Below are 21821 nucleotides of genomic sequence, written 5' to 3'. Positions count from 1 at the left end.
AGAGACATTAGTATCTTTGGGGCCTTCTAACCGGTCGCGTAGCTCAGCTGGATAGAGCATCTGCCTTCTAAGCAGACGGTCGCAGGTTCGAATCCTGCCGCGATCACATCAAGCACAAACCCCGCAACGCAAGTTGCGGGGTTTTTTGTTCCGGAGACCTGTCAAAAGCTTACTTTTGTAAAGGGCGATGGAACAAAAACCAGCAAGGCATTTTATGCCTTGCGAGGTTTGTATTTGCAGAAGTGAGTACAAAGGATCACGCGAGGCACGAGCGTAATCCTGCGAATGCTCGGCCGTATTTGCAGGAGCGATTGCAAAGGATCACGCGAGGCACGAGCGTAATCCTGCGAATGCTCGACCGTATTTGCAGGAGCGATTGCCAAGGATCACGAGCGCCCGCGAGTAATCCTGCAGGCACCAGCGAGTAATCCTGCTGCCGCCAGCGCGAATTCCTTCCATTATTTCATACCTTCATCAACCGAACCAACTTCCGCTTCCATGTTCCGAAACGCCTTACGTGTCTTCCTTGTTTTAGTGCTATTATCCTGCGGTATAGCTGCCTGCAAATCGGCAAAAAGCGATGCTCCGAAAGCGCCTACCGGCTATCAGGGCCAGGGTCCCAACCCCGTCGTATCTACGCTCACCAAGCCGGTTCAGCGACAATGGAAAGGGATCTGGACTTTCCAGGACAGTACCGTTTATTTTACCAATGATTTTGAAGGCGGACGTCTTAACGGAGTGGCACATAGCGGAGGAAATGCCTATACCCTTTGGATTACCGCAGAGAATACCCCGATCAATCCCAGTCCCTGGTACGCTTTCAAAGTTTGGAGTTCGCAGCCACAGGAAATCAAACTTCAGTTTACCTATGATGGCAGCCGTAGTCGATACTATCCGAAATTAAGCCGGGATGGTGTCCATTTTAAAACCCTGGACAGCACAAACTTCCGGCTCATCAACCCCGGGGAAGGGGAATTTGGGATAAAGGCGGCGCCCGAAGCCATAGAAATAACGGTAGCAGTAGATTCAGAACCTACCTGGATTAGTGCGCAGGAACTCTATACCTCAAGCGTGGTAAAATCATGGATCGACTCCCTTTCCCAAAAACCATTTATTTCCACCTACGAAATTGGTAAAAGCAGGGAAGGACGAGCCATGAATCTGATGGAGGTCAACGGAGCTAATGCAAAACGCGCTCTTATGATTATATCCCGTCAACACCCCCCGGAAGTCACAGGCTTTTTAGCCATGAAATCTTTTATGGAAACCCTTGCAGGGGATAGTGAGCTGGCCCGCAAGTTTCGCCAGGAGTATACGATTTTTAATGCGCCCTTAATGAATCCCGATGGGGTGGATAATGGTCACTGGCGCCATAACTCAGGAGGAATTGACCTGAACCGCGACTGGCAGGAGTTCAACCAGCCGGAAACCCGAGCGGTCCGCGATTTTCTCAAAGGGAAGAGCGATGCCGGTTATCAATTTGTTTTCGGAGCCGATTTCCATTCAACTTGGGACGATATCTATTACCCGCTGGACACCTTAATTACAGGAGATAAGGGGCAGATCGTCTACGATTGGATAAACGCGATCAGCGAAAGACTCCCCCAGAAGAAAACCAATATCAGCGCTTCGAAAAAATTGGAACCAACCATGGTTTCCAGAAACCACTTCTATGCAGCACATGGGATGCCCGCCATTGTTTTTGAACTGGGCGATAACACCCCTAGGGATTTCCTTCGGGAAAAGGGTAGGGTAGCCGCCGAGGAAATAATGAGGCTCTTACTCGAGTAATCCTTAAGTATATCTGGGCAGTAAGCCAAATACGCGGGATTCCACGCAATTTGTACTATATTTTCCTTGCGTTTGTAAGTCTTATCGTAAAAATTGTACCGGACAACATTTAAAATGTCAGATTCCGGGGATACCTTTTACCTTTAAGTGCTAGTGGACTTCCAAATCACGTTTGCCACAACCTAACCCAAGTTTGAAGAATACCTATATCCTCTTATTCTTAAGCTGTTGCTTCTTCCCGGGAGGTCTGCAGATGCAGGCCCAGGATGTCCATATCCAGAAGAAATCTGAAAATATAGTGATTAAGGAGGATGGTTCCTTTGTTCGGAACATCCGGGTCCAGGTTAAGGCCAGCGAGAATCCTGCGGTATATCCTATTTTCTACGATCATGAACTGGAGCGAATCGAAGAAATCGAAGTGTTTGAACGCAAAGGGCGCCGATTAAAGCAAATAGAAGAACCCATTATAGCAACCCGGGATGTGGAGTTGGATGTAATCGCCAGTAAGCGCATCAAATCCATCATTGTACCTCCAGGAGATGGAGCGGTTATAAACTATGCAGTCCACTGCGACGAATTGATGTACCTCTCCAGTTTGCCCTTATTCAGTTACCGGGATGTGGACACCCTGGACTATACCCTGAATGTCCCATCCTCCCGAACCCTGGTCCGGGATATTATCCATAGCGATGCGCTCAGGAACTTTTCGATGGATTCGGTAGTTACCAAAACGGGCACCCGGTGGAAGATTCGGCTTACCCCAGACGAAATTGAATCCAATCCCTTGTCCCTCTTTGGGATTTATCGCAATTCAAGGGACCCCCTAATGCGCATGATATTCCCCCCGGCAGCTTACGGCAGGGATGGGAAACGCTACCTCAATGACTGGTATCTGGAAAAAGTCAATACACGAAGGGGAATCAATAAAACGGTTGCCACCCAGGTCGACGCGCTTACTGAAGGGATATCCGATCCCCGGGAGCAAATGGAAATCATTTACCAGTACATCCAGCAAAACTTTAAATATGTAGCCCTGGAAATAGGCATGGGGGCCTTTATCCCCAGGCATGCCAATCAGGTATTTGCCAACAAGGAAGGCGATTGTAAGGATCTTTCCAATTTGCTTTCACAGGCCCTGAATTACAAGGGGATTAAGAGCGATATTGCCCTTGCGGCAACCTATAATCACATCACAGATTGCGATTTCCCATCCCTGAGTTCGGCCGACCATGTGGTATGCCTGGCTTATGTAGATGGCGAGCGCTTTATTCTGGACCCTACGGATCCCATCCATATCGCCGCAACGCCGGTCCAAAGTATTCAAAACCGAACCCTGCTATTAGTCAATGAAGCCGGGGGAGAATGGATTGAGGCCGACGGGGCAAGCCCTGAGGAAAACAGCATAGAATATCAGGTCTCTCTTGAAGGAAATGCATCCAACCTCGAACTTCAAGGGAGTTTTGAAGTTGTTTATGGGGGAATTTCCGGGAACTTCCTCAAGCGCTCCTATGCAACCATGGCCCCCAGGGAATTTACAGCATCGGGTACCGTCCATTATGAATCCGTTTTTGGCAATCAAAGTGTTTCTGAACTACAGGCGGTCAACAATAAAAATGACTTTTCTATTTCCGGGAAATTAGCGGTCAATGGAAAACGCTTTGACGATGCAAACAGCGAGTTTCTTTTCCTGGACTTTGTACCCCGCCTTTTTGAGACAATAGAGCGAAACCAAATCCTCGAGGGCACCCATTTTGGCAGCACTTTTCGCAAGCGGGTTGTGATCCGGGTTCAAATGGAAACCCCATTCGCCGCTTTTGAACCACGGGAGAAAAACTACAGCGCCGAGGGAATAGACTTGCAAGTTCGTATGAGCAGTCCATCCGAGCGGGTCGTAGAGTATAGCTATGAATTTTCGGTAGACTATCAGCGAGCCGATAAGGAAAATCTTGAACGTATCAATAAGGGCCTGGAATTTTTTAAAAAAACCGTTGATGAACCCATTGTTCTTGAGAAGAAAGTATAGGTATTTCCTTGTACTGCTTGTTTTCTGCAGCAGTTCTGCAATCCTGGCCCAGGAAACCCCTGTGGACAGTGAATTTCAGCGCCAGTGCGAAACTGCAGACGCCTATTTACTCCACTCCTTTACCGATGTAACTTACACTCCGGGCTGGGGTCGTTACCGGCGGTATGTGAGTATTAGTAACAAACTGGTGGTGCAAACCAGTACGGGGGTTGATCAGTATGCCTACCTGAGCCTTAGTGCAGATCAGGCGAATCAGCTTAAAGAGGTTGAAGTAACCACCTATAAGGCCGATGGGCGGGTCCTGGAATTAGATTCAGCAAAGGCTTTTGCGCGCAAGAATACCCGAAACCGTTTTGATGATATCAATTACCCTATCCCCGGGGTGGAGCCTGGGGATACCATTGAATCCAGATACACTTACGTCGAGTACCCAGATTCGGACGACCTCTACGACTTTGTTTACCTCCAGGCCAACGTTCCTATCCTGAAATCAGAGTATTCCGTGAAGACCGGAACAAAGAATTCCATTCGGTTCAAAGGGTATAACGAGATGGCCGAGCCCCAGGTAGTTACCAATGACACCCTCATCTACATGGTATTTGCCATGGACACGGTCGGCGCCATTTCCGAAAACCAAAATACCTGTATCCCGTGTCAGTTACCCTATGCCTACTATTCGGTGGAAGATAAAGACGAGGAGCCACCTTCCTGGAAAAAGATCTACAACAAGGGTTTCAATATCGTAACCCAGCCCTTCTCCTTCGATCGGGAAAACTTTAATTACTACAATCGCTGGAAACGAAATGCCCTGGGAGATGCTAAGCAATTAGATCGGTTCAGGCAATTTGAGATTCTGCATGAGGAAATTCTCACCACCATGACCATGGAACCGGCCCAGCGCGACGAAATCCTTAAATCCAGTGGGTATTTCTTAAAAGAAGGCCGGCTCAACCCAATTAGCGTACGCCGATTATACCGCAGAATGCTCGAAGAACTTGAAATCGAATATTGGGCGGTGTTTGCCCGAAGTAAACGCACAGGAGCCATAGACCCTTATTTTATACGCAGTGGGGAATTTGACCACATTTTCTTTGCCTACAAGGATTCCGATGGGAATTTTAACCTGGTCTACCCGCACGATGAGGTGGCCATGTATCGCATAAATGAGATTCCTACGGAACTCTATAACACAGAGGCTGTGATCGCCAAACCTTTCGGTGAAATTGAACGCTCCCGAAAGGATAAATTCATTGGAATTGATATGGAGATGGCTGTGGTAGATTCGGTTGAGGTACAGGTTATTCGATTGCCCGATGCCCAGGCTAGTCAGAATTTTGCCAAGCAGACCTATTACGTAGATCTCGGAGAAGAGAAAGAAAGTTTTCCCACCCAATATCGCATGTCCGTTTCAGGGGGAATATATACGGATGTTAAAGGGTTTCTGGGCTTGATGGAACAGGACGAGGAGGTCAGTGAATATTACAATGCGCTGGAGGAATACGAAGGAGAGGAGGAAATTTTTGAACTGGACACCATTACTTCCACCCGCCTGAAGGATACCCAGCCATTTGCTTATACCATGTCGGGGACCGGTCGCATTATCGGCGGGGTCTCCTATCTGAACGACAATATGGTAAGTATTTCCCTGGAAAACCTGCTCGATCACAACGAACTGGAAAGCGATGAAAGCGAAGGGGCCATGAATTTCTATCTGGATTACCAGTATACGGACGATATTTTGCTCATCCTCAAATTTCCCAAGGCCATCGAAGTCCTGAACCAGGAGACCTACAACGTGAATTTTGCGAACGAATTGGGTACCTATGTCTTTGATCTGAAATTGGTTAACGGGAATGAATTAACCCTGAAATCGCGCTATCGCATTAGCCAGGATGTCATTCGCAATAATGAACAGCCGAAGCTTTCGGCCCTGAATGCGGCCATGAAAAATATTCGTAACAATCGTATCCTCGTCCGGTTAAAAGGGGACTAAACCCGAAGAGGTTTGCTCCTGATCGAGTTCTCACCAAAATTCCAGAAATCTGTGAACCTTTTGTGATCTGATACCCGTCTCTTTGTAATGAACAAGGTGAAACACCTACTATTTACAAGCGATGATCACAAGATTTCTTTTATGCCTAACGCTGCTGGCTGCCCCGATTTTCGCCAGCGCCCAGGCTCCCGCCTCCTTTTTTGAGAAGGCCGATGCCTTTTTTTCGAACCATGTACGCGATGGCCGTGTAGATTACGCTGCAGTGAAAGCGAACCCAGCAGCCCTGAATCTTCTGTTGGAAAAGGCGGCCGCAATTACCGTTTCTAGCGAAGACCCCGCCAACTATCAGGCCTTTTGGATCAATGCCTATAACCTCGCGGTAATTAGGGGGATTGTGGATCATTATCCCGTTAAATCCCCCCTGGATATCCCCGGATTTTTTGATAAGACTCGTTACGAACTGGGTGGTGGAAAGTACACCCTGAACGCCATTGAAAACGAATTGCTGCGACCGGTTTATCCGCAGGAGGCTCGTTTTCACTTTGTTTTGGTTTGTGCCGGTTTGGGCTGTCCACCCATAATCCCCTCCGCCTACAAGCCCGATATGCTGGAGATGCAGTTGCAGCAACAAACGGAACTGGCATTGAATAATCCCGGTTTTATCCAGGCCAAAGGAAAACGCATACTCCTCTCTCAAATTTTCGAATGGTATGGGGAGGATTTTACGCGCGGGGGAAAATCCTTTATTGAATTCATCAATCAATATCGCGAATCCCCTTTGCCCGAAAAATCTAAAACAGGCTTCTATGCCTACGACTGGACATTGAACGATGTTCAATAGATCTCAGATAATTCAATCATAAAATACCTCTAACCCGCACTTAAACCAGAAAGTGCCCAGGCCCCTTTTTGAAATCGCATAACGATAACCTCATGAAACATTACGTAAACAAGTCTTTAGTAGTAGCCATTTGGGTGCTTTCCTCCAGTATAGCCTGGTCCCAGCAGACACCCGATGATACCTCCCAGGAGAACGCGCCAGCTCAAAGTAATATTCAGCAGTATACCCCCTCGAAACTCATCGGAAAAGGACAATGGGACCTGAAGTGGTTCAATAACCTGTACACCGAAACCGAGAGCACCTTCGCCGATGGCAAGCAGCCCCGGCAGACTTTTTTTACGTCCACCCTGGAATTCTATACGGGAGTCGGTCAAAATAAGCGATGGAATATCGGGGGGATCCTTGAATTCCGATCCAACGTAATCGGAGGCCGGGGCGCCCTGGAAGTATTTCAGTTCGATGGGGAGGAAGGCACGGCACGTTCCGGGCTTACCTCTATTGCACCGTCCGTAAAATTTGTACCCATAGCGGCGGTTAGTAATTTTTCCATCCAGAGTTCGCTCTTTTTCCCATTGGTAGATAACGAAACTGAGAATGGTGTTTTCCTGGATCAGAATGGTTTTATCTGGCAAACCCGCTTCTTTTACGACCATACCTTTGCGGGTGGGAAATGGCAACTGTTTTCTGAACTCAATAGCGAACTGAGTTTTGGGAAACCCGAGGATAGTTTTGCCAATAACAGCCTTAATCTTACCCCGGGGCTTTTCCTCAGTTTTTTTCCAAGTTCCAAGTTTACGGTACTCGCCCTTGTCCAGCACTCCCAGCGCATCGATTTGGGGAATGATTTTCCACAAGACTTTACGGCCCTCGGGGGAGGAATGAAATATCAATTGACCGACGCCCTGAACATTGAGGCCTTGTACACCAATTTTGTACGTGGGTCCAATACCGGGCTGGGGGAGACCTTTAATATTGGCCTTAGGGCAATTTTCTAAAACGAACATGCAGTATCTGACCCCATAGTATCCAAGACTTAATGATTGTAAACATCCGCAGACATGTTTATCCTATATTACTTGCTGTCAGCAGCTTACTGCAGACCGTGCCTTGTGTTGCCCAGGAGGTAAGCAGCTCCTACGGTCTGCAGCATGATGCAAAGATCCTAATCGATTCGATAGCTTTTGAAGGGAACCGGCGCACGCAGACATCGGCACTCCGCAAGGTAGTGCGAATCCGCAAAGGCGATTCTGTGGACGCCGCGATCATAGCGCAGGAGGTAGAACGGTTAAAACGACTACCATCCCTGGCCCATGTGGAATTTGAATTACGCGGGGAAAATCGGGACATCCTGCTGTTTCTACTGGAGGAGAACTTTACCCTGATTCCCTTTGCCAATTTCTATACCTCAGATAACGACGAATTCGCTTTTCGGATTGGCTTACAGGAGTTTAACGCCTTTGGTCGGAACATTACTTTGGGCGCATTTTACCAACGAGACATCTTTGATTCCTACGGCCTGCAATTCCGGGCACCCTTCCTTTTTAGCAGGCACCTTGGCCTGGCAGTTAACTGGACTTCGCTGGTTACCCAAGAGCCTGTTTTTCTGGATTCAGGCACAGCGGATTACCGTTACAGCAACCGATCTTTTGAAGTACTGGGGCTCTACCAGATCAACTTTAAGAATCGCCTGGAACTTGGAATAAATTACTTTACCGAGGATTACGCCTATTTGCAAGGGGCAACAGATCCAAACGTGCCTCAGGACTTAAAGGTGAATAAGTCGCTGGTTAAATTCATTTTTGATCACAATGGCCTGCGATACCATTATCATTACCTGTCCGGATTCCGGAGCATCCTCAATGTGCAATATGTCCATAGCCGGGATTCGGGGCAACTTCCCGATTTCTGGATTGGTTTCAATGACTTCTTGTATTTCGCCCGCGTGGGGCAACGGGGCAATTGGGCGAACCGTTTACGCCTTGGGCTAGCCGATAACGATCCTACCCCTTTTGCACCCTTTGCGGTAGATAACAACCTGAATATTCGTGGCGTAGGGAATACCATTGACCGGGGCACTGCGGCTATAGTTCTCAATACAGAATACCGCCATACCCTTATTGAAAAGGATTGGTTTGTGTTGCAGGGGAATGTCTTTGTGGATGGCGGAAGCTGGAGGAATCCGGGAGGTGATTTTGGGGACCTTACCGAACGCAATAACCTGCGCATTTATCCTGGTATCGGATTACGATTTATTCACAAACGCATTTTTAACGCCATTTTCCGAATAGACTACGGGCATGGGATCACCCCGGATGCCGCCAAGGGAATAGTCTTTGGGGTGGGCCAATATTTTTAAGTATGTCTGGAATACTTTGGTTTATACGAATTGGCTTTCTGCTGCTTTTGGTGGGAGCTTCCCCACAGGAGGAACGCGAATACGTCCGCCTGTATTACCCCAATGGCAACGTTAAGGCCGCCGGGTGGATTGCCGATCATGTGCGCGAAGGATACTGGTATTTCTATGCGGATGACGGGACCCTGGAACGCGAGGGGCACTACAATGAAGGAAGGCCTTCTAACTGGTGGATTTACTATGATGCGCAGGGCAAGCCCGCCCACAAATGCCAATTAGAAGATGGGATGAAGAATGGCTACTGCCTCAAATACACCGAAGGAGAGCTATCATCCGCTTCCCGATACAGTAAGGGACGCTTTGTGAAGGAATGGAAGGATCTGAAGAGCTTTAAGCGGGAAAACAGCCTGTTGGACCTGTACTAAAACACCAACCGAAATTCCGTTCCGGAATCGGGCGTTGAAACCAATTTAAGTTCGCCCCCGTGCAAGTGCATGATTTGACGCGAAAGACTCAGGCCAATTCCGCTGCCTTTTTCCTTGGTGGTGAAGAACGGGACAAAGATTTCGTCCTTGAGTTCTTCGGGTATTCCCGGGCCATTGTCTGCAACTGCGATTGTTTTTTGCCCCGCTCCATTGAAGTAGCCGCGGACCCGAATTTGCCGATCGGCTTGCTGTCCCAGTGCCTGACGCGCATTGCGGATGAGGTTGAGCATGGTCTGGGTAATGAGTTTCTCGTCGGCGTAAATTTCGAGATCTTCGGGCGCTATCTCCCAGGAAATAGGAGTATTCGTGTCATTGCTTCCTTCCGCCATTATCTGAAGTTTCTGGAATAATTCAGACAGGGGGATGAGCTGTCGGATCGGTTTCGGGACATTCAACAACGTTCTGTACGATTCCACAAACTCCATAAGGTTAGCGCTTTGCCCCTGTATTACCTCTAATCCCCGGATGGAACCGTCCAGTTTGCGTTGTTCTCCGAATAAGGCTGGATTTTCCTGCCCGCTTTGGAAATACTTCAGGACGGATTCGGATATAGAGGTTATCGGGGCAATTGTATTCATGATCTCATGGGTAAGCACACGAATCAGCCGAATCCAGGACTCGGTTTCTTTCTCATCTAGCTCATAGCGAATATCCTGTACAACCACCAGCAAGAGGGGTTCGTCTTTTAATACCACGGGTGTGGATTTCAGGGCCAACTGATGCTGTTCCCTTTCATTGGTCAGCTGGTAGAGCTTTCGGTCAAAGGGCTCAAAGCTGCTGAAGAGCGCATAGAGTTTCGGATCGATTTGTTCCAACTGCCGGACGTGATTCAAAGGGCTATGGTTGAATAACCTTTCTACGGTGGGATTGGAAAAAAGGATATGCCCTTTTTGGTTGTAAGTGAGTATCCCAATACGCGCCTGTCGCAATATTTCCTGGTAATAGTTCTCCCGGATTTGAAGTTGAATGTGTACCTCCTGGATCAGGCCATTGACGCGGTTTAAGCTTTGATTGAGCTCTTTAAAGGACTCAATATCAACTCTTTCAGGAAAACGAAGGGTAAAATCCTCATTGCGGATTGCGTCGAAGAAATAGGCGATTTTCCGATTTGTACTGTTGATATAACGAATCAGATCCAGGACAAGCCCAAATAGAATGGCCAGGGAAATCCCAAAGGTTATCCACCATTGGTTTCCCTGGGAATACGCCATCAGGATCGCGGCAGCCGCTATGCCGAATACCCTGAAAATGAGTTGGATGTAAAAATTCCGACTGGCCATCAGCGTGCAAACTTTTTGAGTTTATTGTATAGGGTCTGGCGGGTAATGCCCAACTCTTCTGCTGCAGCTGTATAATTGCCCTGATGCCTGTCCAGTGCTTTGTGGATCATAGCTACTTCCATTTCCTCCAGGGTTTTAGGGATATTCGCCGAAGTGCTTTCTCGAGCGCCGCTTGTCCCAAGGGAAATATCTTCGGGTTCGATACTGTTGTTTTCTGCCAGGATTACGGCGCGTTCCACACTGTGCAACAATTCCCGGATATTTCCAGGCCAGGAGTAATTCAAGAGCTTTTGCTGTGCTGCATTACTCAGCCGTATTCCGGATTTGTCGTATTTGGCACTGAATTTTCGGAGGAAGAAATCCGCGAGCACCCGGATATCATCCCCCCGCTCCCGTAAAGGGGGTACTTCAATGGTTATGGTATTGATGCGATAGAGCAGATCTTCCCGGAAGGCGCCTTCGCGAACCATTTGTTCCAGGTTGCAATTGGTTGCGCACAACAGGCGTATATCTACGGCGATGGATTTATTGGAACCAACCTTTACGATAGACTTGCTTTGGATGGCAGTCAGGAGTTTGGATTGGGCCTGTAGGCTTAAGTTTCCGATTTCGTCCAAAAATAAGGTTCCCGTATGGGCTGCTTCGAATTTACCTGTCCGGTCTTCCCGGGCATCTGTAAAAGCCCCACGTACATGGCCAAAAAGCTCACTTTCCAATAGGTTCTCCGCTATGGAACCCATGTCTACCTTAATAAATACCTCGTCCCTGCGATTCGAAGCCCGATGCAATTCACGGGCGATCAATTCCTTACCCGTTCCGTTCTCCCCGGTGATCAATACGTTCACATCCGTGGCTGCCACCTTTCGGGTTAACTTGAGCACAGCTTCAATGGCCTTGGATTGTCCGACTATGGAATGGCGGTCTTCGTTAATCACCTGCTTGAGTTGTCCTTCCTTTCTTTTGAGCTCATCGATGGTCTTATGGGAACGGGAAAGTTCTAGGGCAGCGCGGACGGTAGCCAGCAGCTTCTCGTTGTTCCAGGGTTTCAGGATAAAATCGGCCGCCCCTTCCTTAAGAGAACTCACGGCCAGGTCAACAGCACCATAGGCGGTCATCATTACTACAGTGGTCTGCGGCGATCGTTTCTTAATTTCCCGCAGCCAGTATAGGCCTTCATTACCGGTATTCACCCCGGCCGAAAAATTCATATCCAGCAGCACCACATCGTAACGATCCAGTTCCAGCGATGGAATTTGATTGGGATTCGAAATGGAGTCTACTGCATCGTATTCAAAGCGCAGGAGCAGATCCAGTGCGCTAAGGATACTTTTATTATCGTCAATGATTAAAATGTGGGCGGAAGTCATGCCAGCAGCACGTTGTGCAACGTAAAATTATTTTACACCCAATGTACAATATTTTTACATCTTCCAGAGCCGTCGGTTCTTTAAGATTTATTAAAACACTGATATACAGTATTTTGATTTTATGGCACGCCAATAGTATATAAAATGGCATGAATCAAAAACGACCAATCATCAATCTGCTGTTCAGTCTGCTCGGAGGGATTTTGTTGGGCCAGCAAACCGCCAATGAATCCCTCCCGGAGCGCTGGACCCTGGAGGCTTGTGTTGCCTATGCCCTGGAGCACAATGTCCAGGTAAAGGATTTCAGCTTCAATGTCGCTTCGGATCGGGAAACCTATCGCCAGTCGATCCGAAATCTTTTTCCAACTGCCAGCGGTTCTGCGGATTACTTTGTTAGTTATGGACGTGCGGAAGATCCCAATACCGGTACGTTTGTGACTCTTGATTTCTTCTCCAACAGTTATAACCTCAATAGTTCTATAGATTTATTCCAGGGATTTCAGAAATGGAACACCATCCGGGCCAATAAGTGGCTCTATCAGGCCTCCCTCAGCGAAAAGGAGCATCAGAATTACTTGCTCGCCTTTCGCGTAATGCAAGCCTTTTACGATATCCGCTTTTTTAATGGCCTTACCGCTATAGCGGAGGAGCAGGTTAGTGTTTCCCAGCAGAATTATGATCTGGTACAGCGGCAAATAGACCTCGGCTTAATGGCAGGGGCCGATCTCTACGAGGCGGAATCACTCTTACTCACCGATAAATTAAACCTGACCCAGGCGCAGAATCAACTGGCAGCAGCCAAACTGAACCTGATCCAGGAAATGAACCTTGAAGGGGTAAGTACCCTGGAAATCGAAACGACCCTGGATCCCGGGTTAATCGGTACTGAGACCTTACCGGATTCCGACGTCCTGGTTGAAACGGCTTTAGAGACCGTACCGTTAATGGCTGCCCAGGAATTTCGGGTGGAAGCGGCCCGCAAACAGTTGGCCGCCGCCCGGGGGAATTTATACCCTTCCATAAGTCTTGTGGCCGGATTTCGGACAGGGTATTTTGAAACAACCGTAGATTCCCTAGGGATGACCGTTCCTTTTGGAGATCAATTCAGGGATAACGCTTCGGAATTTGTCGGATTCTCTATGAATATTCCGATTTCCAATGCCTGGTCGCGCCGTTCACAGGTGAAGCAACAAAAAATCGCGTATCAGCGCGCGATGAATACACAGAAAATCCAACAGCAGGAATTGCGGCAAACCGTGATGCAATTGATTCAGGAAAATGAAAGCCTCAAGGTACAAAGGGAGCAAAGCGAGCAAACGGTAGTTGCACAGGAACTAGCCTTTGCTACGGCCCAGAAACGCTTTGAAAAAGGCTTAATCAATGGGATTGAGCTATTTACAGCGAAGAATCTCTATGCGACAGCCCAAAACGAAAACCTTCAGGTGCATCTTCGGTATGAAATCAACAAAAGCACTTTGGATTTTTACCAGGGATTACCGGTATTTGGTATGACCCGAGAATCGCGCTAATTCGCTAACGACACAGAAATTATGGACATCAAAATAGAAAAGAAAAAAGGGATACGGCGCAAGCACATTGTCTATGCGCTGGCCGGAGTGGCGTTGCTATTCGTAGGCTATAAACTGCTGTTATCGGATGGCGGAAGCACTTACAGAACCGAGGCAGATCGTATTTCCATAGCTCAGGTATCCCGCGGCGAATTCGACGATTATATTACCATCACCGGGAATGTTGCCCCCATATCGACCATCTATATGGACGCTTATGAAGGGGGAAGGGTTACCGAGAAGTTGATCGAAGAAGGAGCTACCGTTAAAAAAGGGGACATTATCCTGAAATTGGAGAATATGAACCTGTACGAACAGATTTTAGCCAGCGAGAGCAACCTGGCCTTAAAGCAAAACGATTTACGCTCAACAAAACTAACCTTTGACCAGCGCCAGGTAGACGGGCGTCGTTCCCTGGCAACCGCCAGTAATGAATTGCAACGGACCAAGCGAAACTTCGATCAGAACAAGGCGCTCTTTGCGGATGAATTAATCTCGCGGGAGGACTACCTTATCTCCAAAGAGAATTACGAATTAGCTCAGAAGCAGTACGATATCCTCAAGGTACAAACCGAAAATGACGAGCAACTGCGTGAGACTTCCCTCCGGGGACTGGACGCGGATCTGGTGCGAATGCAGAAAACCCTTTCTATGGTATACCAGCGGCTCGACCACCTCAATGTGCGAGCCCCCGCAGATGGGCAATTGGGTTTCCTGGATGCGGAAATAGGACAGAATATTACACAAGGGGAACGCATAGGCCAGATCAATGTCCTCACCGATTTTAAGATAGAGGCCAACATCGACGAACACTATATAGATCGGGTCAAGCGAGATCTCTCGGCTACCCTGGAGCGCAATGGCACTGAATTTCCGCTACGGGTTCGAAAAGTATATCCCGAAGTTCGCAGTGGACGATTTCGTGTAGACCTTGTCTTTACAGGCGATAAACCAGAAACCATCCGCGCCGGACAAACCTATAACCTGAAGTTACGACTCGGTGAATCCAGTGAGGCTGTCTTGCTACCCAAGGGAGGATTCTTCCAAAGTACGGGAGGACAATGGGTGTTTGTAGTGGTTCCCAATGGGGGTGAAGCCATTCGCCGGGAAGTTCGGTTGGGTAAACAAAACACGCAGTATTTCGAAGTCCTCGACGGCTTGGAAAGTGGGGAAAGTGTTATTACCAGTAACTACGATTCGTTCGGGGAAGCCGACCGCGTAATCATTAAGTAAAGAATTAAAAAACTCAAACAATCAAAAAGCGATGATAACTATTCAGAATCTCAAGAAATCGTTTCGCACAGAGGAAGTAGAGACCCTGGCGCTAAACAACGTAAACCTTAAAGTAGACGACGGCGAGTTCGTGGCCATTATGGGCCCTTCGGGCTGTGGTAAATCCACATTGCTCAATATTATTGGAATGCTCGACAACCCAACGGAGGGCTCCTATAATTTCGCCGGAAATGAAGTTTCCGGACTCAAAGAATCCCAGCGCACTGAGCTGCGAAAGGGGAATTTGGGCTTCGTTTTCCAAAGTTTCAACCTGATCGACGAGCTTACCGTTTTCGAAAATGTGGAACTCCCTTTGATTTATCTCAACATCAGTAAGAGTGAGCGCAAACAGCGGGTTACGGAAGTTTTGGAACGTATGAAGATGGCACACCGTGCCAATCACTTCCCCCAGCAATTGTCCGGAGGGCAACAACAACGGGTTGCGATATCCCGCGCCGTTATTACCAAGCCTAAACTCATACTGGCCGATGAGCCTACCGGAAACCTGGATTCCAAAAATGGGTTAGAGGTCATGAACCTGCTTACTGAGCTCAATCAGGATGGGACAACCATTGTAATGGTAACCCACTCCGACCACGATTCGCATTTCGCCCATCGGGTGGTTCACCTTTTCGATGGTCAGATTGTTACCCAGAATCAAAATCGCCCTGTAGGAGCAGCGATTTAGGAGTTTATTCATCGCATGCCGAGTTTATTCATCAATCGAAAATCACTGGGGTAACCCGAAAAAGCACACATCATGTTTAAGAACTATTTAAAAACCGCCTGGAGGAACCTGTTGAAGAACAAGGGGTACTCCCTGATAAATATAGGAGGTCTCGCCCTTGGGATCGCCGTAGCCCTGATCATAGGCCTTTGGATCCATGACGAACTTACCTATAACAGCTATTATAACAACAAGGATAGAATAGCCCAGGTATTTCAATCTCAGACTTTTAATGGGAATACCGGAACGGGACCTGCCATCCCACTACCTCTAGAACCAGCCCTCCGAGATGGTTTTGCCGATAACTTTGAGCATATCATGATGTCGTCCTGGACGCAGCAGGGTTTTCTGAGGGTTGGGGATCTGAATATCACGCGTACCGGGAACTATATGCAGCGAATGGCCCCTGAGTTCCTAAACCTCGAGGTAATTAAAGGAGATCGTGATGGCTTGCGTGAAATCAATTCTATCATGCTGGCAGAATCTACAGCGGAAACCCTCTTTGGTAATCAGGACCCAATAGGCAAGACTGTGCGAATTTACAATCAGTACGACCTCAATGTAAGTGCCGTCTACAAAGACATTCCCTTTAACAACTCCTTCAATGATACGGATTATATTATCCCATGGGACCACTATGTAAACAATGCTGAATGGATACAAAACTCCAAGGATAACTGGGGGAATAATTCCTGGCAAATGTTCGTGCAAATTGCAGACAATGCGGATATGTCGACTGTTTCCGAGCGCATCCGTAATGTCAAAAAAGACCTGAATGAGGACACAGCGGAATTTAATCCGCAACTTATGCTGCTTCCCATGGACGACTGGTACTTGCGTTCCAATTTCGAAGATGGCAAGCAGGTCGGTGGCCGGATCAAATATGTTTGGCTCTTTGGGATCATCGGGATTTTTGTTCTCCTGCTGGCCTGTATCAACTTTATGAATTTGAGCACGGCACGTTCCGAAAAGCGGGCGAAGGAAGTAGGGATTCGCAAGAGTATTGGCGGGCAACGCAGTCAACTGATCAATCAGTTCTTAAGCGAATCGCTGCTCGTAGTTGTCTTTGCCTTTGTCATGGCCGTCCTTATCGTTTTACTATCGCTCGATGGCTTTAATGACCTGGCGCGCAAAGAGATCGCATTCCCCTGGGAATCCCCCTTGTTTTGGGGACTGGCTTTGGGCTTGATTGTATTCACTTCGCTCTTGGCCGGGAGCTACCCAGCACTATACTTGTCCTCCTTCCGGCCCGTAGATGTGCTCAAAGGGACTTTTAAGGCAGGAAAGTATTCCGGTTTGCCCCGAAAAATCCTTGTGGTGCTGCAGTTTACCGTTTCGGTGGCCTTTATTATTGGAACCGTTATCGTGATGCAACAAATCAACCACGCTAAGAACAGACCAGTGGGTTACACTATGGATGGCCTGGTTCAGATTCCCACCTTTAGCGAGGATTTCAATGACAAAACCGAACTCATGCGGGAGCAATTCATCGGCTCCGGAGCCGTGGTGGAAATGGCCACCTCCAGTAGCCCGACCACTCGCATCTGGTCTAACCGAAGTGGTTATACCTGGGAAGGGAAGCCCGATGGTTTCCAGGAGGATTTTGCCTGGACCGAAGTCTCGGTGGACTATGCCAAAACCATTGATCTCAAAATCCTGGAAGGGCGGGACTTTTCTCGGGATATCGCATCGGATTCCATGGGAATCCTGATCAATGAAACTGCTGTCGCCTATATGGGTCTGGAAAATCCGGTAGGTACGATTATTCGCGATTCCGATGAAGAGGATCCCGGGCCGGATATGAAAATAATTGGAGTAGTTCAGGACATGATCGCCCAATCTCCATATGAGCCGGTGAAACAAGGCTGGTATGTCTATGACCGCTATAATAATTTCAGTTACTATAACCTGCGGTTGAATCCGAATCAAAGTGCAAGCCAAAGCCTGGCAACCGTTGAGCGGATCTTTAAGGACAACTTTCCGGCAATCCCGTTTCAATACGATTTCGTAGACGCGGAATACGGTGAGAAATTTGCTTCAGAACAACGTATCGGAACGCTTTCCGGAATATTTACTGCTCTGGCCATTCTGATCAGTTGCCTTGGCCTCTTTGGACTGACTTCCTTTGTTGCGGAACAACGGACCAAGGAAATCGGGGTGCGCAAGGTATTGGGGGCCTCTGCCTTTAACGTATGGAATATGCTTTCCAAGGATTTCCTGAAATTAGTCGCTATCTCTTGTTTCATCGCAGTTCCTATTGCCTACTACGTCATGAATGGATGGTTACAGGAATATCCGTATCGCGTTATCCTGAAATGGTGGATATTTGGCCTGGCCATGTTAGGAGCTTTTGGAATTACCGTGCTGACAGTAAGCTTCCAGGCGCTCAAAGCCGCCCGGCAGAATCCGGTAAAAAGTCTTCGGACGGAATAAACATAACCAACAAACAAACCAGAAGTTGAAAGGGCATCCCGCAGGGTGCCCTTTTTCTTGTCGGTTTACTTACTTGTTAAGATTGCAGTATTTTTAAGCCCAAATCCAACCTGAAGTGTCGGCCAAACAGGATCCCTATGCTGCCCTGAGATTCCGGGAATTCAATATTTTCCTGGGAGTTCGATTTGCCATGGTACTCGCCTGGTCCATGCAGTTCATCCTCATTGAATGGTTTGTTTATTCCCTGACCAAAGATCCCCTGTCCCTTGGTTTAATTGGGCTAATGGAAATTATCCCGGCTGTCTTAATGGCTTTGTTCGCCGGCCATATCGTGGATCAAAGGGAGAAAAGAAACCTGTTGATCAATTGTATCATCGCTTTTTCTGTCCTTAGCCTGGGCTTATTTTTTCTGAGCGATCCGGAGCGGGTGGCTTCCTGGGATCAAGGCTCATTGCTCGCTGGGATTTACGCCCTGGTTTTTTGCGGTGGATTGGTCCGTGCCTTTATTGGACCCACCATTTTTTCGCTGATCGCGCTGATTGTACCAAAACGGATTTACCCCAATGCTGCCACTTGGAGCAGTAGCACCTGGCAAGTAGCTTCAGTGCTGGGGCCAGCGCTTGCTGGTTTAACGATTGCCTGGATCGGGGTGCACTGGTCCCTTTGTCTGATCTTCGGATTTTCATTGTTGGCCTTACTCTTGCTGCTGAAGATTAAGCGCAAACCAATACTCAATCCAAAACTGGGGGAGCCTGTCCTGCAAAGTCTCAAAGACGGATTGCAATTTGTTCGGGGGAATAAAGCAATCCTCGGAGCCCTTACTCTGGATATGGTGGCGGTGCTCTTTGGAGGGGCAGTTGCGCTGCTGCCTATTTATGCCCAGGATATCCTGAAGGTAGGTTCGGAAGGCTTTGGGATTTTACGGGCCGCACCAGCTGTGGGCGCTTCCCTGACCATGCTGGGGTCTACGCGTTTCCCCCTGCACCGCAATGCCGGGAAAAAACTGCTCTGGGCCGTCTTCGCCTTTGGAGCCTGTATCCTGGTATTTGGAATATCCGAGATTTTCTGGATTTCGGTAGGCGCCTTGTTCCTGAGTGGGGCCGTAGACGGGGTGTCGATGATTATCCGCCAGACGATCCTGCAATTAAAGACCCCGGACAATATGAGGGGCCGGGTGGCTTCGGTCAATTCCATTTTTGTGGGATCCTCCAATGAACTTGGAGCTTTCGAAAGCGGCCTTACGGCGAAGCTAATGGGAACGGTTCCCGCCGTGGTTTTCGGGGGGATTATGACCATGCTTACGGTCGGTGTTACGGCCTGGAGTTCACCCTTCTTCAGAAAATTGGATCTCTCCAAAGATGTGGAGGAAGCCGAAGAAGCGTAATCGGTAGTCTTTTAATTTACGGGAATACGAAGGACCTGTTTTTTCTCACCGGGCCTTAAAGTAGTGGTGTGGTATTCCATACGTACCGAAGGACTTCCATAGTTGTAGTATACCCTGCATCCCACCATGAGTGGGGTATCGGACAAGGCGGGATCCTCAGCATTTTCGATATTGAATATCCATTCACCCGTGCTACCCGCACCAGCAAGGTCAAAGCTGCGCAACGAAATCCCAGTCTGCATTTCTTCACGCAAACGGTTTACCTCACCCAATTCGGTATGATCCCAATTGTAATAACGCATTTGAGGATTAACGGACTGTAAAACGAATTGCGCCCCGGGACGACTCCATTCAAAGACAATTCGGGCCGGATAGGACCCCGTAACCCCAATAGTTGGCTTTTCATTACCCAGGTCCCGACTGCGGACCGAGGCGAGGTAGGCTACACTTTTACCCAGGTCTGTGGCATAATCCCGTGATAATCCTGTGGTAGCCTTAAGCGAGCGATAATCGCGGGATAATCCCTTGATATTATCCTCAAATAAGTGTGCATCACTTTTTAAATAGGCCTGGTGTACCTTACCCTGAAAGGCTTGCGGGTCCAATTTTTCCAAGGTCGTTGCGAGGATCTGACCTGCCGGAGTTATGACTTCAGTAGACTTCTGCAAACGACTTCCACCAAATCCCGGACGCGATCCTCCTGCATACAACAGTTCTTGAATTCCCAGGGACACCATAAAATAGGCTTCCGGGTCTTCAGGTGCCAGTTGAATCACATTGCTAAGGATGCGCAGCGCATCTACCGGCTTATCTTCTTTGAAAAAATCATAGGCTTCCAGGTAAAATGACACATCATTTTCGTTCCCGGCACGCAGTTCAAAGTAGCGATCGATCCGCCTGGATGCGGGCACTCCTCTTAGTAGTTCCGTTAAGGCAGAAAAATTCACCAAAGCTGGATCAGAACCATCTTCATAAATATTTCCTTTGACTTTCAGCGCATCCTCTGGCTTTTGCCCCGACTTGGCGTAAACGGCATTCTTAGTGGTAATTTCCAATACGCCCCCGCTTCCCAGGGATCCGTATTTATTAGTCGCTACAAATCCTTTGAGCAGGGTCATGCTAGCGATATTTTCAGGGTCGAGGTAGGAGGTGTCGAAGACGCGTTTGGCACCGCCTCCGCCTCCTGCGTTGTTGTTGGTATGCCCGCCACCATCTGATCTGCCCATAGGGGTGCCGTCTACCACGATTAAGCCATAATTGTTTAATACGATTGATTTCATCTGGCGCGTCACAAACTGTGAGGCATCCTGGCCATTTCGTGCTAGCTCTATTCCGGTAAACTTCCCGCTGAGCAGGGTTTGAACAATGTCAGTCTCGATCTCGTCAATGTCCTCGTCTCCAATGGTCTGTACGGCATATCCCACCCGTCGCTTATCCCGGGGAGCAATGGCTGTCTGTACCATTTCGGGTTCTTCAAGCCGCTCTCCGGTAACGGTTACTTCGTCCAGATCAATGCCTTTGCTGTTCAGATAAAAGTTATACAACTTGTCCGAACCTGTAATGATCATTCGTGATTCCAACCCGGGTCCACTCAAAAACAGGGTATCCCCAATGGAGGAATTCATAGAGAATTTACCTTCAGGCCCGGTTCGTTGTTCTTCCCCCAATTTTAAGCTTTGCACCAGGACCCCTCGGGAGGGGGTACCATCGATGTACACCGTACCCTCGATCAGGGATAGGTCTTCAGCGTTAGCAATAGCTCCTCCGGAACTAGCATTGATTTCAGAATCTTTGGGTTTAAGTTGTACGTATTCCCCCCGATAGATCAAAGCGGCCCGCTCTAACCAGCGTTGGGATTCTCCGGTAGCCCGGCTCATAATGACGTTCCCGACTTCAACGGCCAGTTTATCGCCTTCCAGTAACAGATCACCGTCCGTGTAGATATAGGTAGCTTCTGTCCCCAGGTAGTCGGATAGTATCCCGTATAGCGCGATACCGTCGTACTTCAGATCTTTCAGATAGTCTTTTAAGGTTGACCAATCCCCATCGGAAACCCGAAAATTGGTTTCTTTCACCCCGGTATTGAATTCCAGTAGCCTGACCCCGGTATTTGGATTTGAAGCAAAAACGCCATCAAGGTAGCGAAAGGCGTAGATGGGTTCATTATCGGCCATGGAAGCCGACGTATCCCATGCCAGGGTTATTGTTCCGTTAGTTTGCCCCTGCGCAAAAACAGGAAAGGCCAACAAAATACAAAGGAGCGATAGCCGCAAATAAGTACGCATTATTATTTCATTAGTTAGC

15 protein-coding genes and 1 tRNA gene are annotated in these 21821 nt (G+C 48.3%); 13 read left to right on the top strand and 3 right to left on the bottom strand.

The window, feature by feature from the left end; all coding sequences use genetic code 11:
• Positions 1 to 32 precede the first annotated feature (32 nt).
• The 8 genes from BM318_RS10630 (at position 33) to BM318_RS10595 (ending at position 9426) form a co-directional block, all read left to right on the top strand.
• Positions 33 to 106, top strand: a tRNA-Arg gene (locus tag BM318_RS10630).
• 392 nt (positions 107 to 498) lie between these two features.
• Positions 499 to 1791 carry a M14 family metallopeptidase gene (locus BM318_RS10625; protein WP_092982590.1) on the top strand — a complete coding sequence of 431 codons (1293 nt, stop codon included), beginning with the start codon at positions 499 to 501 and terminating at the stop codon, positions 1789 to 1791.
• Between the two features lie 193 nt (positions 1792 to 1984).
• Entirely contained in the window at positions 1985 to 3814 is a 1830-nt protein-coding gene (locus BM318_RS10620; RefSeq protein ID WP_143099964.1) for a transglutaminase-like domain-containing protein, read from the top strand.
• Positions 3798 to 5807 carry a DUF3857 domain-containing protein gene (locus tag BM318_RS10615; protein WP_177218303.1) on the top strand — a complete coding sequence of 670 codons (2010 nt, stop codon included), beginning with the start codon at positions 3798 to 3800 and terminating at the stop codon, positions 5805 to 5807. The genes BM318_RS10620 and BM318_RS10615 overlap by 17 nt, the downstream gene beginning before the upstream one ends.
• 121 nt (positions 5808 to 5928) lie before the next feature.
• On the top strand, positions 5929 to 6648 hold the full coding sequence (locus BM318_RS10610) for a DUF547 domain-containing protein (protein WP_092982587.1): 720 nt from the start codon (positions 5929 to 5931) through the stop codon (positions 6646 to 6648).
• Between the two features lie 92 nt (positions 6649 to 6740).
• Positions 6741 to 7643, top strand: a complete 903-nt coding sequence (locus BM318_RS10605; RefSeq protein ID WP_092982586.1) for a hypothetical protein — start codon at positions 6741 to 6743, stop codon at positions 7641 to 7643.
• A 41-nt stretch (positions 7644 to 7684) separates the two neighbouring features.
• A complete protein-coding gene (locus BM318_RS10600) occupies positions 7685 to 9004 on the top strand; it encodes a POTRA domain-containing protein (RefSeq protein WP_245759808.1) in 1320 nt (439 codons plus the stop codon).
• A 2-nt stretch (positions 9005 to 9006) separates the two neighbouring features.
• The gene (locus tag BM318_RS10595) at positions 9007 to 9426 is read left to right on the top strand and encodes a toxin-antitoxin system YwqK family antitoxin (protein ID WP_245759807.1); all 420 of its coding nucleotides are present in this window, start codon (positions 9007 to 9009) and stop codon (positions 9424 to 9426) included.
• Here the strand turns inward: BM318_RS10595 and BM318_RS10590 are convergent.
• Entirely contained in the window at positions 9423 to 10766 is a 1344-nt protein-coding gene (locus BM318_RS10590; protein WP_092982585.1) for a sensor histidine kinase, read from the bottom strand. The two genes, BM318_RS10595 and BM318_RS10590, sit on opposite strands and share 4 nt — an antisense overlap.
• Positions 10766 to 12133 carry a sigma-54-dependent transcriptional regulator gene (locus tag BM318_RS10585; protein WP_092982584.1) on the bottom strand — a complete coding sequence of 456 codons (1368 nt, stop codon included), beginning with the start codon at positions 12131 to 12133 and terminating at the stop codon, positions 10766 to 10768. Before BM318_RS10585 ends, BM318_RS10590 begins: the two co-directional genes overlap by 1 nt.
• A 149-nt stretch (positions 12134 to 12282) precedes the next feature.
• Here BM318_RS10585 and BM318_RS10580 point away from each other — a divergent pair, with 149 nt between their 5' ends.
• The 5 genes from BM318_RS10580 (at position 12283) to BM318_RS10560 (ending at position 19517) form a co-directional block, all read left to right on the top strand.
• Positions 12283 to 13662, top strand: coding sequence for a TolC family protein (locus BM318_RS10580; protein WP_092982583.1), 1380 nt, complete (start codon positions 12283 to 12285; stop codon positions 13660 to 13662).
• Between the two features lie 21 nt (positions 13663 to 13683).
• Positions 13684 to 14934: an efflux RND transporter periplasmic adaptor subunit gene (locus BM318_RS10575; protein WP_092982582.1), complete on the top strand. Its 1251-nt coding sequence runs from the start codon at positions 13684 to 13686 to the stop codon at positions 14932 to 14934.
• Positions 14935 to 14965: 31 nt separating this feature from the next.
• Positions 14966 to 15661, top strand: coding sequence for an ABC transporter ATP-binding protein (locus BM318_RS10570; protein ID WP_092982581.1), 696 nt, complete (start codon positions 14966 to 14968; stop codon positions 15659 to 15661).
• Positions 15662 to 15733: 72 nt separating this feature from the next.
• Positions 15734 to 18133: an ABC transporter permease gene (locus BM318_RS10565; protein ID WP_092982580.1), complete on the top strand. Its 2400-nt coding sequence runs from the start codon at positions 15734 to 15736 to the stop codon at positions 18131 to 18133.
• A gap of 115 nt (positions 18134 to 18248) precedes the next feature.
• The gene (locus BM318_RS10560) at positions 18249 to 19517 is read left to right on the top strand and encodes an MFS transporter (RefSeq protein ID WP_092982579.1); all 1269 of its coding nucleotides are present in this window, start codon (positions 18249 to 18251) and stop codon (positions 19515 to 19517) included.
• A gap of 11 nt (positions 19518 to 19528) precedes the next feature.
• Here BM318_RS10560 and BM318_RS10555 read toward each other — a convergent pair whose 3' ends face one another.
• Positions 19529 to 21802 carry a TonB-dependent receptor plug domain-containing protein gene (locus BM318_RS10555; RefSeq protein ID WP_092982578.1) on the bottom strand — a complete coding sequence of 758 codons (2274 nt, stop codon included), beginning with the start codon at positions 21800 to 21802 and terminating at the stop codon, positions 19529 to 19531.
• Positions 21803 to 21821 lie beyond the last annotated feature (19 nt).

The organism is Robiginitalea myxolifaciens (genome assembly GCF_900115205.1).
GTDB classification, from domain to species: Bacteria; Bacteroidota; Bacteroidia; order Flavobacteriales; family Flavobacteriaceae; genus Robiginitalea; species Robiginitalea myxolifaciens.
This window is presented reverse-complemented; position numbering and strand designations above follow the sequence as displayed.

Coding starts and splice junctions, on each gene's coding strand:
- BM318_RS10625 (WP_092982590.1), top strand. CDS start 499: ATGTTCCGAAACGCCTTACGTGTCTTCCTTGTTTTAGTGCTATTATCC.
- BM318_RS10610 (WP_092982587.1), top strand. CDS start 5,929: ATGATCACAAGATTTCTTTTATGCCTAACGCTGCTGGCTGCCCCGATT.
- BM318_RS10605 (WP_092982586.1), top strand. CDS start 6,741: ATGAAACATTACGTAAACAAGTCTTTAGTAGTAGCCATTTGGGTGCTT.
- BM318_RS10600 (WP_245759808.1), top strand. CDS start 7,685: ATGATTGTAAACATCCGCAGACATGTTTATCCTATATTACTTGCTGTC.
- BM318_RS10595 (WP_245759807.1), top strand. CDS start 9,007: ATGTCTGGAATACTTTGGTTTATACGAATTGGCTTTCTGCTGCTTTTG.
- BM318_RS10590 (WP_092982585.1), bottom strand. CDS start 10,766: ATGGCCAGTCGGAATTTTTACATCCAACTCATTTTCAGGGTATTCGGC.
- BM318_RS10585 (WP_092982584.1), bottom strand. CDS start 12,133: ATGACTTCCGCCCACATTTTAATCATTGACGATAATAAAAGTATCCTT.
- BM318_RS10580 (WP_092982583.1), top strand. CDS start 12,283: ATGAATCAAAAACGACCAATCATCAATCTGCTGTTCAGTCTGCTCGGA.
- BM318_RS10575 (WP_092982582.1), top strand. CDS start 13,684: ATGGACATCAAAATAGAAAAGAAAAAAGGGATACGGCGCAAGCACATT.
- BM318_RS10570 (WP_092982581.1), top strand. CDS start 14,966: ATGATAACTATTCAGAATCTCAAGAAATCGTTTCGCACAGAGGAAGTA.
- BM318_RS10565 (WP_092982580.1), top strand. CDS start 15,734: ATGTTTAAGAACTATTTAAAAACCGCCTGGAGGAACCTGTTGAAGAAC.
- BM318_RS10555 (WP_092982578.1), bottom strand. CDS start 21,802: ATGCGTACTTATTTGCGGCTATCGCTCCTTTGTATTTTGTTGGCCTTT.